Raw genomic sequence first — 12105 nt, forward strand, 5'->3', positions numbered from 1 at the left:
GAACCCGGTTGTGGAGTTAGCCGTCGAGGTCGGTGCACTCGAGGAGGTCGGTCGCCAGTGCCACCGAGCGTTCGTCGTTACCGCCCTCGGAGAGCTCTGTGATTTCGTCATCGCTGTAATCCCTGAATACGTCGTCGATGCAATCACCGTCAGCGGTGCCGCCGATCTCCTCCATGTCGGAGATGAACTTGTCGCGGGTGCCGTCACGGTTGACCCCGCCGCAGGCGGCCAGCGCGAGCGCGCTGAGGGCGATGGTGGCGGCGAGTTTGTTCTTCATGAGGTTCCCTGTGTCGAGTGGCGTTGGAGATGGATGACCAAATGATGCGGCGACGAGTTCATGTGATGGTTCTGATGGCCGCAGTCGTTGTCATTGTCATTGTCCCAGTTCAGGGACGACGTGAGATATTCACCGTGAACTCGCCCTCGCCGTCGATCACGTTGTCGAACTCCCAGATGGCGCCGGAATCGTCGATCGCCTGACAGGTGAATCGCGTCCCGATGTTCTGGTCGATGGGTGCGACGCAGTTGACGCTGGTCAACGTCGTCCCGATCTCTGCGGACACCTGCTCGACGATGAACGTTTCAGCGTCGGACTTGAAGTCGGCCGTCGATGTGAAACAACTGGCGAGCACGACCATGGACCCGGCCCCACACAGAAGCCGGACGATGTGCTGCGGGTTCATCGGGCCCAAGCTACTGGGCTGTCAGGGGTGGAGTAGCGACACGATTGCGACGGTGGGACTCGCGAACTCGGTCGGTCATCACCACGATGAGCGCCATCCACACGAACGCAAAGCCGATCAGCCGGTTGAAGGGCATCGGCTCGTCATAGATGGCCCAGCCGAGCCCAAAGTTGATGACGGGGACCAAGAGGTTCAGCGGCCCCAGGAGGGTGAACGGAATCGATTGGGCGGCCGACGCGAACAACATGAGGGGGACGGCGGTGATCAACCCGGTGCCGAGGAGGAACGCCCACTCGGTGCTCGACGCGATATCGACGGCACTCCCGCTGCGGCTCGAGAGCGCGATGACGAGACCGAGAGCGGGGAAGAACAGCACGAGGGTCTCGCCGGTCAGACTGTCGATCGCTCCGAGTGGGATGTTGCGCTTGCTCAAGGCGTAGCAGCTCCACGTCGCAGCAAGAACGAGAGAGATCCATGGGGGTTGCCCAGCGCCCACCGTGAGGATCACGACCGCAATCGATGCGCAGCCGAATGCGATGCGCTGCGCGTTGTTGGGTCGCTCGCCCAGTACGAACACGCCGATCGCCATGGTGGCGAGGGGCGCAATGAAGTAGCCGAGCGCTGTTTCGATCACTCGGTCGTTGACGACCGCCCACACATAGCTCCCCCAGTTGGCAGTGAGGAGCAGCGCTGCGACCACCAGCCGTCCGATGATCGCCTTCGAATGGAATGCGACGTTGATCGCGGGCCAGGTTCCACGGAACGTCGTGATCACCACCATCACGACGGCTGCGGTGAGCATCCGCCACCCGATGAGCTCGAGCGCGTCGAAGGCGCTCAACTGCTTCCAGTAGATGGTGAGCAGGCCCCAGATGAGGTACGCGGCGATCCCAACGCGCACGCCGTTGCGCTCTCGGTTGTCGCTCACCGCTCCACCGTATTCGGCGCGGCCCCATCGTCACCAGCCCTCCTCCCCTCAGCCCGCCCCACCCATCTGAAAAATGTCCTGCATTTTTCGGGTGAGGTTCGGGTGGGTCGCCAAGGCGGGCTGTGCGGTGGGCTGCGAGGTGGACTGTGTTGGCCGATGAGTGATGGCGTTCGTGGAGGCGAGCGGACTGGCTCGAACTACGGTGAAGATGTGGCAGGTCGCGTGCAGGTCGTGAAGTTCGGTGCCGTCTCGGTGCGCATCTCCGATGACCCGGCCGGTGATGTCGCTCGATCGTTGGCCGTGCGACTGCGCGCCGCGATCCGGCGCCGCGGCTCAGCGTCATTGGCCGTCAGCGGCGGCTCGACTGCACCGTCCATGCTCGCGGCACTCGTACACGAGGATCTCGACTGGGACCAACTGACGATCTGGCAGGTTGATGAGCGCGTCGCCCCCGATGGGCATGAGGATCGCAACGCAACCCAACTGTGGTTTGTTCCGGGCGAGACACGGCTCATGCCAGTGGCGGGTGATGACCTGGCGATGGCCGCCTTGCGGTATGCCGACGGTCTACCCGAACGATTCGACGCCGTCCACCTCGGTCTGGGCGACGACGGCCACACCGCCTCGTGGCCACCATCGCCACATCCCGATGCCACGGTGGTCAGCAGCCCGAACCCAGTGGCAATGGTCGGCGACTTCAACGGTCGCGGTCGCATGACGCTCACCCCGACGCCAATCAACCAGGCGCGTGGCCGATTGATCCTCACCACCGGCAAGACGAAATCGACGATGGTGCAGCGGTGGCTCGATCGGGACCGATCCATTCCGGTGAGTCACGTCCGTCGCTCAGGGACGACGTTGTTCCTCGATCCCGCCGCAGCGTCGAAACTGTCGCTCTAGGGTGGCCAGCGATGGAACTCGCTGACCTGGCCAACCTTGCGCAACCACCACACCTGCGGACACTGTTTGCCGACGATCCGAGGCGCGCCGAGCGCTACGTCTTCAAGGTTGCTGACCTCCGGGTCGACGTGTCGAAGCAACGGATCACCGATGATCTTGTTGGGTCGCTGATCGAACTCGCGCAGAGCGCCGGCGTCGAGCAACGGCGCGATGCGATGTTCGCCGGTGAGCGCATCAACGTGGCCGAAGACCGCGCCGTCGGTCATGTCGCGCTCCGAATGCCCGCTGATTCGAGCTTCGAGATCGATGGTGTCAACGTCGTGCCTGACGTGCACGCGGTGCTTGACGCCATGGCAGTGTTCGCGGATCGGGTTCGAGCGGACGACCGGATGACGCACGTTGTCAACATTGGGATCGGGGGGTCCGACCTCGGACCGGCGATGGCGTACCAAGCCCTCGACGCGTTCCGTCACGGACGCATCCGTTGTTCGTACGTGTCGAACATCGACGGCGCGGACATCGCTGGCGTGCTCGCCGATGCCGACCCGGCCTCCACGCTGTTCATCGTCGCATCGAAGACGTTCGGCACGATCGAGACGCTCACCAACGCTCGCACCGCGCGCCGCTGGTTGGTCGACGCACTTGGCGAGCAGGCGGTGCCCGATCACTTCGTCGCCGTTTCGACCAACGCTGAACGTGTCGCCGACTTCGGGATCGACGCTGACAACAACATGTTCGGTTTCTGGGACTGGGTCGGCGGCCGCTACTCGGTCGACTCGGCGATTGGGCTGTCGCTCATGATCTCGATCGGCCCCGACCGATTCCGTGAATTCCTCTCGGGTTTCCATGTGATGGACGAACACTTCAGAACGGCGCCGCTGACAGAAAACGTTCCGGTGCTGCTCGCGTTGATCGGTGTCTGGAATGCCAATGGTCTCGGGTTCGACACCAAGGCCGTGCTGCCGTACGCCAACGAGCTTGCTCGCTTTCCGGCCTATCTGCAGCAGCTCGACATGGAGTCGAACGGGAAGTCGGTCGACCTCAAGGGCCAACGGATTGGCCATGACACCGGCCCCATTGTCTGGGGCGAGCCGGGCACCAACGGGCAGCACGCCTTCTACCAACTCATCCACCAGGGCACACGCATCGTGCCGGTCGACTTCATCGGGTTCGCCCGCGCGCACCACGACTTCCAAGAGCATCATGATCTGCTCATTGCGAACCTCATTGCGCAGTCGGAAGCACTCGCCTTCGGTCGAGACAACCGGTCTGAGCCGTGGCGCCATTTTGCAGGCGACCGACCGAACACGGTGATTCTCGCTGATCAGCTCACCCCATCGGTGCTTGGCCAACTCATCGCGCTCTACGAGCACATCGTGCACGTGCAGGGGACGATCTTCGGCGTGAACAGCTACGACCAGTGGGGCGTCGAACTGGGTAAAGAGCTGGCCAATCAGGTCACCCCCGAACTGACCGGGAGCCCCGACCCCGGCGCACACGACAGCAGTACCAACGCCCTGATTCACTGGTACCGCACGCATCGCTGACGCGTGGTCCGCGAAAATGGACAGGTGACCGGGTTCGACTGGACAAGCCGGCGTCGGTCAGACTGGTCAGATGCGTAACTTCGAGAACATCTACATCGACGGTGCCTGGGTTCCCAGCGAAGGGAGCGGCAGCATCGAGGTCATCAACGCCGCCACCGAGCAGGTGATGGGCTCGATTCCCGACGGGGTTGCGAGCGACGTCGATCGTGCTGTCTCCGCGGCTCGTGGCGCGTTCGACGCATGGTCGCAGACCCCGGTCGAGGAGCGACAGAAGTACCTGGTCCGCCTCAACGAAGCGCTCCAGGCCCGCTCGGCTGAGATTGCCGAGACCATCGCCGGCGAGGTCGGCATGCCGATTACTTGGTCGACAATGATCCAGGCGGGTTTGCCCGCTGGGAACATGGCGACCTTCGCCACGCTGCTCGACAGCTTCGAGTTCGAAGAGGAGATTGGCAACAGCCTGGTCGTCAAAGAGCCAGTCGGTGTCGTCGGCGCCATCACGCCGTGGAACTACCCGCTGCACCAGATCATCTGCAAGGTCGGCGGCGCGCTCGCCGCGGGCTGCACCATCGTGTTGAAGCCGAGTGAAATCGCCCCGCTCAACGCCTTCATCCTCGCTGAAATCATCCACGAAGTCGGCCTGCCCGCTGGCGTGTTCAACTTGGTCAGCGGCAATGGCCCCACAGTCGGAGCGGCCATCTCGGCCCATCCCGGTATCGATATGGTGAGCTTCACCGGTTCGTCGCGAGCCGGCAAGCAGGTCGCGGCATCGGCTGCCGACTCGATCAAGCGCGTGGCGCTCGAACTCGGGGGCAAGTCGGCGAACATCGTGCTTGACGATGCCGATTTCGCCGCTGTCATTCCCAAGGGCGTGTTCGCTTGCTTCCTCAACTCAGGCCAGACCTGTACAGCGCATACCCGCATGCTGGTGCCGAACAGCCGCTACGACGAGGCCGTCGAGATCGCCGCTGCAGCGGTTGCCGCCACTCAGGTCGACGATCCGACCAAGGAAGGTATGCACCTCGGCCCGTTGATCAGCCAGGCGCAGTGGGATCGAGTGCAGGCCTATATCCAGAAGGGCATCGACGAGGGAGCCGTGGTTGCGGCGGGTGGTCTCGGTAAGCCTGAAGGCAACGAGACTGGCTACTTCGTCAAGCCGACCGTGTTCGCCAACGTCACCAACGACATGACCATCGCCCAGGAAGAGATCTTCGGCCCGGTGCTCTCGATCATTGGTTACGACGATGATGACGACGCTGTGCGCATTGCCAATGACAGCCTTTATGGCCTGAGTGGTGGCGTGTGGTCTGCGGATCAGGACCGTGCGATGAGCGTCGCGCGTCGCATGCGTACCGGTGCTGTTGATGTCAATGGTGGCAGTTTCAACATCGCTGCGCCCTTCGGGGGCTACAAGCAGTCGGGTTACGGCCGCGAGAACGGTCCGTACGGCATCGAAGAATTCCTCCAGACGAAGTCGATGCAACGCTGAGCCCGGTCCGGGTTCAGAAGATGAATGATGGCCGGCGCTGCGGGTACGGTGGCGGCGATGATTGACACAAGCAGGCCTGATATTCAACGTGTGGGGGTCGTCGGTTGCGGCCAGATGGGTGCCGGGATCGCAGAGGTGTCCGCTCGGGCTGGACTCGACACGATCGTGCACGAGATCGATGCTGCTTCGGCTGAGCGTGGACGGAATCGTCTGATCGGCTCGTTCGACAAGGCTGTCGCTCGAGGGAGGATGACGGAGGAAGAACGTGATGCCACACTCGCACGGCTCACGTTCACGACCGACCTCGGGGACATGGCCGACCGCCGCATGGTGATCGAGGCCGTCATCGAGGACGAGCCGCTGAAGACCGAGGTGTTTCGCACCCTCGACCGGGTCGTCGAAGCCGACGATGCCATCTTGGCGAGCAACACGAGTTCGATCCCGATCATGAAGCTGGGAATCGCCACCCAGCGCCCCGAGAACGTGGTGGGCATTCACTTCTTCAATCCGGTTCCGGTGCTGAAGCTCGTTGAGCTGGTTACCAGCTTGATGACCGACGAGGCAACAGTCAAAGCCGCGAACCACTTTGCCGAAGACACGCTCGGCAAGATCGTGATTCGCAGCCAAGACCGAGCCGGTTTCGTCGTCAATGCGCTGCTGATTCCCTACATCCTCTCAGCGATTCGCATGATGGAGTCAGGCTTTGCCACGGCAGAGGACATCGACCACGGCATGGTCGAGGGGTGCAATCATCCGATGGGCCCGCTCAGTCTGGCGGACCTCATCGGGCTTGACACCACACTTGCCGTGGCGGTCAGCATGTACGAGGAATTCAAAGAGCCGCTGTACGCCGCACCTCCCATGCTGTCGCGGATGGTCGAGGCAGGCCTGCTCGGTCGAAAGTCCGGCCGCGGTTTCTACGACTACGGCGACCGAGGCTGATCGCGATGGCAGGAGAACGGGTACTCGTTGCCAAAGTCGGACTCGATGGCCATGACCGGGGCGTCAAAGTGGTCGCTCGCATCTTGCGTGACGCGGGCTACGAGGTCATTTACACGGGGTTGTTCCAGACGCCGGACACCGTGGCAGCAGCTGCGGTCGATGAAGATGTGGACGCCATTGGGCTGTCAATGCTGTCGGGTGCGCACATGACGCTGGCGCCACTCGTCGTCGAGAAGGTCCGCGAGCGCGGTGCTGACATCCCCGTGGTCGTCGGTGGCATCGTGCCCAATCGTGATGTGCATGAGCTCGAATCAGCGGGCGTTGCGAAGATCCTGACTCCAGGCGCCACTGCAGACGAAGTTGTCGAGGCCATTCGTTCAGCGATTCATCCTGACGACAGCGAGGACTGATCTACCGTGTCAGCGCGGCGGGTTGACCGCGTCGAGCGACTCACCAACTTGCTGGCGCTGCTGCTCGAGACGAGTCGACCACTCACGATGGTTGAGATCGTCGGTGCCCTCGTTGGCCAATACCCCGACGGCGAACGCAACCAGCGTGCTGCGTTCGAGCGCGACAAGGCAGCCTTACGTGACCTGGGGGTGCCGATTGAGGCCAAGTCTGAGCTGGGCCAAGGGTCACCGGGTGAATACCGGATCGACCGCCGTGCGTACGAACTGACGGATCTGGAACTTGACGCCGACGAGCGGCGGGCACTCCAGGTTGCCGTCGCCGCTGTACGTACCGACACATCAGCAGGACGCGATGCGATGTGGAAACTCGGAGGCTCGGCGATCGGCGAAGTCGGCACGGTGTCTGCCGTGATGCCCGACCGGCCGGAATTGCCCGTGGTACGCGCCGCGGTTGCCAGCCGATCCTTGATCAGCTTCGGGTACCGCAGCGAGCGGCGGCACATCGAACCGTGGGGCCTGCTGCTGCGCGGCGGGTTCTGGTACGTCATCGGTCTCGACCGCGACCGCGGTGCCCAGCGCACGTTTCGCATCGATCGATTCGACGGCACACCGGATGACATCGATGTCGGCCCGTCGGGTGCATTCGAGCGCCCCGCCTCATTTGACCCGCGCGACGCGTTTCCGGCAGACCCCAAACAGATCGGTCATTCTGCAGCCGACGGCGCCGTCGCCATCGTGCGGATCGACGCCACTCGTGCCGCAGCGATTGAGCGCGAAGTCGGCGCTGATCGAGTCATCCAACGACATGGTGACGGGAGCGTCGACGTCGAGGTCCCTGCGTCAAACCTGGATGCCTTCCGATCCTGGGTTCTCGGCCTGCTCGATCATGCCGTGGTCATCGGTCCGCCCGAAACGCGCAAGGCAATTGTCGACTGGTTGTCAGTCGTGGCGGCTGGGAGTTCGGTATGAGTGGGCCTCGCAATGCCGAGGAGCGCCTCGCCCGTCTCTTGGTGATGCTGCCCTGGTTGATGGAGGTCGGCGAAGTGCCGCTTGCCGAGGTTGCTGCCCGGTATGACTTGACCGAGGCGCAGGTTCAAACAGACCTGGAATTGGTCGCAATGTGTGGGTTGCCGCCATTCGTCGACGAGATGATTGACGTGTTTGTTGATGATGGCCTCGTGTTCGTCGGCGTCCCCCGGCTCTTCACGCGGGCGCTTCGCCTCACCGCTCCAGAAGGCTTCTCGTTGTTGGCTTCGGCGCGAGCCGCAATGGAGCTTCCGGGAGCGGATCCGGGGGGGCCGCTGGGCCGCGGGCTGGCCAAGCTCGCCCGTGCGCTCTCCGACGTCGGGCTCGATGCCGATGTCGGCGGTACGGATGACACTGCAGGCGTGGCGATCGACCTGGATCGTCCGCCGGTGACCGACGAGTTGGCCGAGGCTGCGGCAAACGGCTGGGAGTTGGCGGTCACGTACTACTCGCCGGCGCGTGACGAACGCACGGAACGGTCGATCGTGCCGCGTCACGTGTTCGTTGACGCGGGGAATTGGTATGTGGTTGCCGACGATGACCGCTCCGGCGAGCGGCGCACGTTCCGCATCGACCGCATCGACACCATGACCGCGACGGGTCGGACAGTCCCGAGTGCAGATGTCGTGTCGACGCCGGGGGCGTTCTTTGATGATGCCGATCTGCCGGTCGCCGTGCTGCGATTGGCGCCAGCCGCACAATGGCTGCTTGACCGGTATCCGATTCGAAGCCAGATATCCCTCGCCCAGCCTGCCGGATGGATTGAGGTCAGCTTGCCGGTTGCGAACGATCGGTGGTTGGCGCGTCTCCTGATTCGCCTTGGGCCCGACGCTGTCGTGGTGTCACCCGGCGACGCTGCAGCCGAAGCTGCCGGGCTGGCATCAGCGATCCTCGCTCGGTACTGATTCAGCCGTCGGCTGGCTGGGAGCGCCAGGCGTCAGCGGTCGAAGAATGCGCTGAGCTGCGACGCGTCGGTGATGCCGTGCGCAGCAAGCAGGTGCGGGAGCACGCCCGCGGTCGCTGCCGCGTCAGCCAGTGCATCGTGGGGGTTGACCAGCGGAACCCCAAATCGGTCGGCGACATCGATCAACCGGTGCGACTGCTCGCGGCCCGGGTCAAGACGACGAGACATCCGCAGGGTGCAGAGGCGTGGGCCGAGATCAAACCCGGATCGGTGTCGTGCGGCGCGCTCGATGAAACCAGCATCGAACTGCGCATTGTGTGCAGTGAACACGGCGCCTTCAAGCCGTTCGGTCAAATCATCGAGTGCGGTCGACATCCGGGGCGCATCGCGCAGCATCGGTCGGGTGATGCCATGGATATCGGTGGGCCCGACGCGTTGGAGCGGCCAGCGCAGTCTGACCAGCGTGCTCCAGCGGTCGATCTCGCGTCCATCGCTTTCGACGATGACAGCACCGATCTGCAAGATTCGGTCGCGACGTTGGGAGAGGCCTGACGTTTCGACGTCGACCACTGCGAAGCGGGGGAGTGGCACAACGACCACCCTAGACAGCCATACACACAGGGTTGGCGTACGGCGTCGATTCGACGCCGTCTGTGAGGAGAGCGACGTGAGCGGGTCAGCCGGCGTGTTGTGCGAGGCGACTACGTACGCCGATCGGTGCGGCCACGGTAAATCCAGCGAGGTGCCGTTCTTCTTCGGACTCGCCCGCCCAGAAGCCGTACTCGTGGTTCTCGCGAGCGAATTGCTGGCACGGTTCGCGCGCCTCGCACTCTGAACACAATCGGATGGCCTTGGCCTCACGTCGCGCCCGGGCTTGGGGGCGTTCGGCTTTGGGTGGGAAGAACAGACGGGTGCTGCCTTTGCAGTGGGCGCGCTCACGCCAGTCGTCTTCGACTATCTGAACATCGAACTGGTAGTCCACCGTCATCTGATCTCCTGGTCGCGTGCTGACTTCATTTAACACTAAATCTTCGCAGCTCGAAACGAAACGGATGAAAAGTGCCAACGTGCTGTCTGTGACCAGGGCAAACGCGAGAGACCGCCGGATCCTTGAGATCGCAGCCGTGACGGGAACCGCGTGTGGGCTACAGCAACTCGGCAGCGAGGCTTGCGACGTCGCTGCGTTCGCACGCGGTCAAAGTGATGTGGCCAAAACAGCGTTGGCCGCTGAATGCCGTGGCAAGCACACTCAGAGCGTTGTTCGATTCGCCAAGGTACGGCGCATCGATCTGGCTGGTGTCGCCGGTGAAGATGACCTTGGTGCCCTCGCCCACCCGGGTCAGGATCGTCCGCAGGGTGGTGGGCTCGAGGTTCTGAGCCTCGTCGATCACGACAATCTGGCGTTGCAGCGAGCGTCCTCGCAGGAACGTGACCGACTCGAGCGAGAGCTGCCCTCGCTCGGTCAGTTCGGCGATCAAATTGCCGGCGTCGTGACTGTTGCCCATGTCGGTCAGAGCAACGACGGCATCGTGGATCGCGGCCATCCATGGGTCAAGCTTCTCGTCGAGCCCGCCAGGCAGGAAACCGACGTCGGCGCGGCCGACCGGTACGAGTGGGCGATACACCGCAACTCGCTCATAGCGACGTTGTTCGACGACTTGCTCGAGCCCAGCGGCAATGGCAAGCAGCGTCTTGCCGGTGCCGGCGCGCCCATCGAGCGCGATCACCTCGATCTCCGGATCAAGGAGCAGTTCGAGAGCGAAGCGTTGTTCCTTGTTGCGGGGCCGCAAGCCCCAGGGCTCGGGGGCGCTTTGCGGGAGCAGGACGAATTCACCGTTCACGGCTCGGACCAATGCGGACTGGGACCCGGAGCGCAGCACAGCGAACTCGTTCTCGGTCACTGTCGCGGCGGCCTGGTCGTCGGCCTGGTTGGTGGTGTGCACTGCATCGATGGCGATGCCGCCGGCGGCGTACAGGCTGTCGATCGCCTCGTGCGTGGTGTCGAGGGTTGCCCAGCCGATTGCCGGACGGTCATCGACACGCCTCGCTCGGGTGTGTTCGGCTGCCTTGACGCCAAGGTGCGCGGCTTTGATGCGCAGTGCCGCATCGTTGCTGACCATGGTGGTTGGCCCGAAGTCGGACTGGCCGATGGCAGCGCCGATGATCCGGTTGTCCGCAACGTCGGGGTTGAGCCCGTGTTCGATGAGGAGGTGTTTGCGGATGTTGTTGATCTCGATCTGCAGCGTCGCGCCCTCTGCGCCGGTGGGGACCGGCTGGGCGAGGGAACCGCCATGGTTCATCCGCAACTCTTCGAGCGTGCGAAGTGCTGTGCGGGCAGCTCGTCCAACGTCGTCGCTGCGGCTCTTGAGTCCGTCAAGTTCTTCGACGACGGTGAGCGGGACCACCACGTCGGCGTTGGTGAACTCGAGGACGCACGTGGGGTCGGCAATCAAGACCGAGGTGTCGAGAACGAGTCGCGTGCGCTGCACGGATTCGACCGCTCGCCTTTCGGACGTTGCAGTGTCAACGGTGGCAAGCAGGTCGGTCATCGTGACTCCCTTAGGAAACGTCCAGCCGGACGTCGAGATCAGCGCTGTGAAATTGGCGGTTCATACTCAACGGAGATAGTTGTAGCCCGCATGTGATCCTGAGTGGTGGATCCAACTGGGCACCTTTACGCAGGTGTTTTGCGTGTGAAGCTGCGCCGAAGCCAATTACCGCAAGGGTCTGGTAAATCATCTCGTTGCAAATGCAATGTGTTTGATCCTTGAATGAATTGTCTGCGGTAAGTCACATGGTTGTCATTCCCGCTGCCAATGGCGGGATCGGGCCCAGCGCAGAGCGCGCTGGGTTGAACAGATACACACCATCCGAAAGAGGACTCCAATGACCAAGGCAGAAATGATCGACGCAGTGTCCACCGCTTCAGGCGTCTCGAAGGCTGACGCAGAGCGCACGCTCGGTGCGTTCTTTGACTTCGTCGTCACCGAGACGAAGAAGGGCGAGAAAGTCGCATGGGCTGGCTTCGGCTCGTTCAGCACCACCCAGCGCGCCGCCCGCGAAGGTCGCAACCCGCAGACCGGCGAGCCCGTGAAGATCAAGGCATCGACCGCCATGAAGTTCACCGCCAGCTCGACGCTCAAGCAGGCCCTCAACGGCAAGAAGAAGTGATCTGATGGCAGCGAAGAAGGCTCCGGCGAAGAAGAAGGCGGTGGCCAAGAAGGCTCCGGCGAAGAAGAAGGCTGTAGCGAAGAAGGCTCCGGCGAAGAAGAAGGC

At 63.1% G+C, this 12105-nt stretch carries 14 protein-coding genes; 8 read left to right on the forward strand and 6 right to left on the reverse strand.

The window, feature by feature from the left end; all coding sequences use genetic code 11:
- Nucleotides 1–16: 16 nt before the first annotated feature.
- From ACH2DW_RS05950 to rarD, 3 genes are all read right to left on the reverse strand, one after another.
- Nucleotides 17–277 carry a hypothetical protein gene (locus tag ACH2DW_RS05950; protein ID WP_394928803.1) on the reverse strand — a complete coding sequence of 87 codons (261 nt, stop codon included), beginning with the start codon at nucleotides 275–277 and terminating at the stop codon, nucleotides 17–19.
- A gap of 109 nt (nucleotides 278–386) precedes the next feature.
- The gene (locus ACH2DW_RS05955) at nucleotides 387–683 is read right to left on the reverse strand and encodes a hypothetical protein (RefSeq protein WP_394928804.1); all 297 of its coding nucleotides are present in this window, start codon (nucleotides 681–683) and stop codon (nucleotides 387–389) included.
- 10 nt (nucleotides 684–693) lie between these two features.
- A complete protein-coding gene (rarD, locus tag ACH2DW_RS05960) occupies nucleotides 694–1611 on the reverse strand; it encodes an EamA family transporter RarD (protein ID WP_394928805.1) in 918 nt (305 codons plus the stop codon).
- A gap of 156 nt (nucleotides 1612–1767) precedes the next feature.
- Here rarD and ACH2DW_RS05965 point away from each other — a divergent pair, with 156 nt between their 5' ends.
- The 7 genes from ACH2DW_RS05965 (at nucleotide 1768) to ACH2DW_RS05995 (ending at nucleotide 8830) form a co-directional block, all read left to right on the forward strand.
- Complete coding sequence (locus tag ACH2DW_RS05965) at nucleotides 1768–2511, forward strand: 6-phosphogluconolactonase (protein WP_394928806.1); 744 nt, start codon at nucleotides 1768–1770, stop codon at nucleotides 2509–2511.
- 11 nt (nucleotides 2512–2522) lie between these two features.
- Nucleotides 2523–4058, forward strand: a complete 1536-nt coding sequence (pgi, locus tag ACH2DW_RS05970) for a glucose-6-phosphate isomerase (RefSeq protein WP_394928807.1) — start codon at nucleotides 2523–2525, stop codon at nucleotides 4056–4058.
- 70 nt (nucleotides 4059–4128) lie between these two features.
- Nucleotides 4129–5547 carry an aldehyde dehydrogenase family protein gene (locus ACH2DW_RS05975; RefSeq protein ID WP_394928808.1) on the forward strand — a complete coding sequence of 473 codons (1419 nt, stop codon included), beginning with the start codon at nucleotides 4129–4131 and terminating at the stop codon, nucleotides 5545–5547.
- 57 nt (nucleotides 5548–5604) lie between these two features.
- Nucleotides 5605–6489, forward strand: a complete 885-nt coding sequence (locus tag ACH2DW_RS05980; RefSeq protein WP_394928809.1) for a 3-hydroxybutyryl-CoA dehydrogenase — start codon at nucleotides 5605–5607, stop codon at nucleotides 6487–6489.
- Between the two features lie 5 nt (nucleotides 6490–6494).
- On the forward strand, nucleotides 6495–6899 hold the full coding sequence (locus ACH2DW_RS05985; RefSeq protein WP_394928810.1) for a cobalamin B12-binding domain-containing protein: 405 nt from the start codon (nucleotides 6495–6497) through the stop codon (nucleotides 6897–6899).
- A 6-nt stretch (nucleotides 6900–6905) separates the two neighbouring features.
- Nucleotides 6906–7868 (forward strand): helix-turn-helix transcriptional regulator, encoded by a 963-nt coding sequence (locus ACH2DW_RS05990; RefSeq protein WP_394928811.1) that lies wholly within the window; start codon nucleotides 6906–6908, stop codon nucleotides 7866–7868.
- Nucleotides 7865–8830, forward strand: coding sequence for a helix-turn-helix transcriptional regulator (locus ACH2DW_RS05995; RefSeq protein ID WP_394928812.1), 966 nt, complete (start codon nucleotides 7865–7867; stop codon nucleotides 8828–8830). Before ACH2DW_RS05990 ends, ACH2DW_RS05995 begins: the two co-directional genes overlap by 4 nt.
- Nucleotides 8831–8862: 32 nt before the next feature.
- On the opposite strand, the gene ACH2DW_RS06000 is transcribed toward ACH2DW_RS05995, so the two are convergent.
- The 3 genes from ACH2DW_RS06000 to ACH2DW_RS06010 all read right to left on the reverse strand — a co-directional run bounded on the left by ACH2DW_RS06000 (nucleotide 8863) and on the right by ACH2DW_RS06010 (nucleotide 11378).
- The gene (locus ACH2DW_RS06000; RefSeq protein WP_394928813.1) at nucleotides 8863–9420 is read right to left on the reverse strand and encodes a PolC-type DNA polymerase III; all 558 of its coding nucleotides are present in this window, start codon (nucleotides 9418–9420) and stop codon (nucleotides 8863–8865) included.
- A gap of 85 nt (nucleotides 9421–9505) precedes the next feature.
- Entirely contained in the window at nucleotides 9506–9817 is a 312-nt protein-coding gene (locus ACH2DW_RS06005; protein WP_394928814.1) for a WhiB family transcriptional regulator, read from the reverse strand.
- Nucleotides 9818–9974: 157 nt separating this feature from the next.
- The gene (locus ACH2DW_RS06010; protein WP_394928815.1) at nucleotides 9975–11378 is read right to left on the reverse strand and encodes a PhoH family protein; all 1404 of its coding nucleotides are present in this window, start codon (nucleotides 11376–11378) and stop codon (nucleotides 9975–9977) included.
- A gap of 319 nt (nucleotides 11379–11697) precedes the next feature.
- Here ACH2DW_RS06010 and ACH2DW_RS06015 point away from each other — a divergent pair, with 319 nt between their 5' ends.
- On the forward strand, nucleotides 11698–12000 hold the full coding sequence (locus tag ACH2DW_RS06015) for an HU family DNA-binding protein (RefSeq protein ID WP_394928818.1): 303 nt from the start codon (nucleotides 11698–11700) through the stop codon (nucleotides 11998–12000).
- Nucleotides 12001–12105 lie beyond the last annotated feature (105 nt).

The sequence above is a fragment of the uncultured Ilumatobacter sp. genome (assembly GCF_963980585.1).
In the GTDB taxonomy this organism is placed as follows: domain Bacteria; phylum Actinomycetota; class Acidimicrobiia; order Acidimicrobiales; family Ilumatobacteraceae; genus Ilumatobacter_A.

Excerpts from the sequence above, each read along its gene's own strand:
- ACH2DW_RS05975 (WP_394928808.1), top strand. The coding sequence starts at position 4,129 with ATGCGTAACTTCGAGAACATCTACATCGACGGTGCCTGGGTTCCCAGC.
- ACH2DW_RS06005 (WP_394928814.1), bottom strand. The coding sequence starts at position 9,817 with ATGACGGTGGACTACCAGTTCGATGTTCAGATAGTCGAAGACGACTGG.
- ACH2DW_RS05995 (WP_394928812.1), top strand. The coding sequence starts at position 7,865 with ATGAGTGGGCCTCGCAATGCCGAGGAGCGCCTCGCCCGTCTCTTGGTG.
- ACH2DW_RS05950 (WP_394928803.1), bottom strand. The coding sequence starts at position 277 with ATGAAGAACAAACTCGCCGCCACCATCGCCCTCAGCGCGCTCGCGCTG.
- ACH2DW_RS05980 (WP_394928809.1), top strand. The coding sequence starts at position 5,605 with ATGATTGACACAAGCAGGCCTGATATTCAACGTGTGGGGGTCGTCGGT.
- pgi (WP_394928807.1), top strand. The coding sequence starts at position 2,523 with ATGGAACTCGCTGACCTGGCCAACCTTGCGCAACCACCACACCTGCGG.
- ACH2DW_RS06010 (WP_394928815.1), bottom strand. The coding sequence starts at position 11,378 with ATGACCGACCTGCTTGCCACCGTTGACACTGCAACGTCCGAAAGGCGA.
- ACH2DW_RS05985 (WP_394928810.1), top strand. The coding sequence starts at position 6,495 with ATGGCAGGAGAACGGGTACTCGTTGCCAAAGTCGGACTCGATGGCCAT.
- ACH2DW_RS05965 (WP_394928806.1), top strand. The coding sequence starts at position 1,768 with ATGAGTGATGGCGTTCGTGGAGGCGAGCGGACTGGCTCGAACTACGGT.
- ACH2DW_RS05955 (WP_394928804.1), bottom strand. The coding sequence starts at position 683 with ATGAACCCGCAGCACATCGTCCGGCTTCTGTGTGGGGCCGGGTCCATG.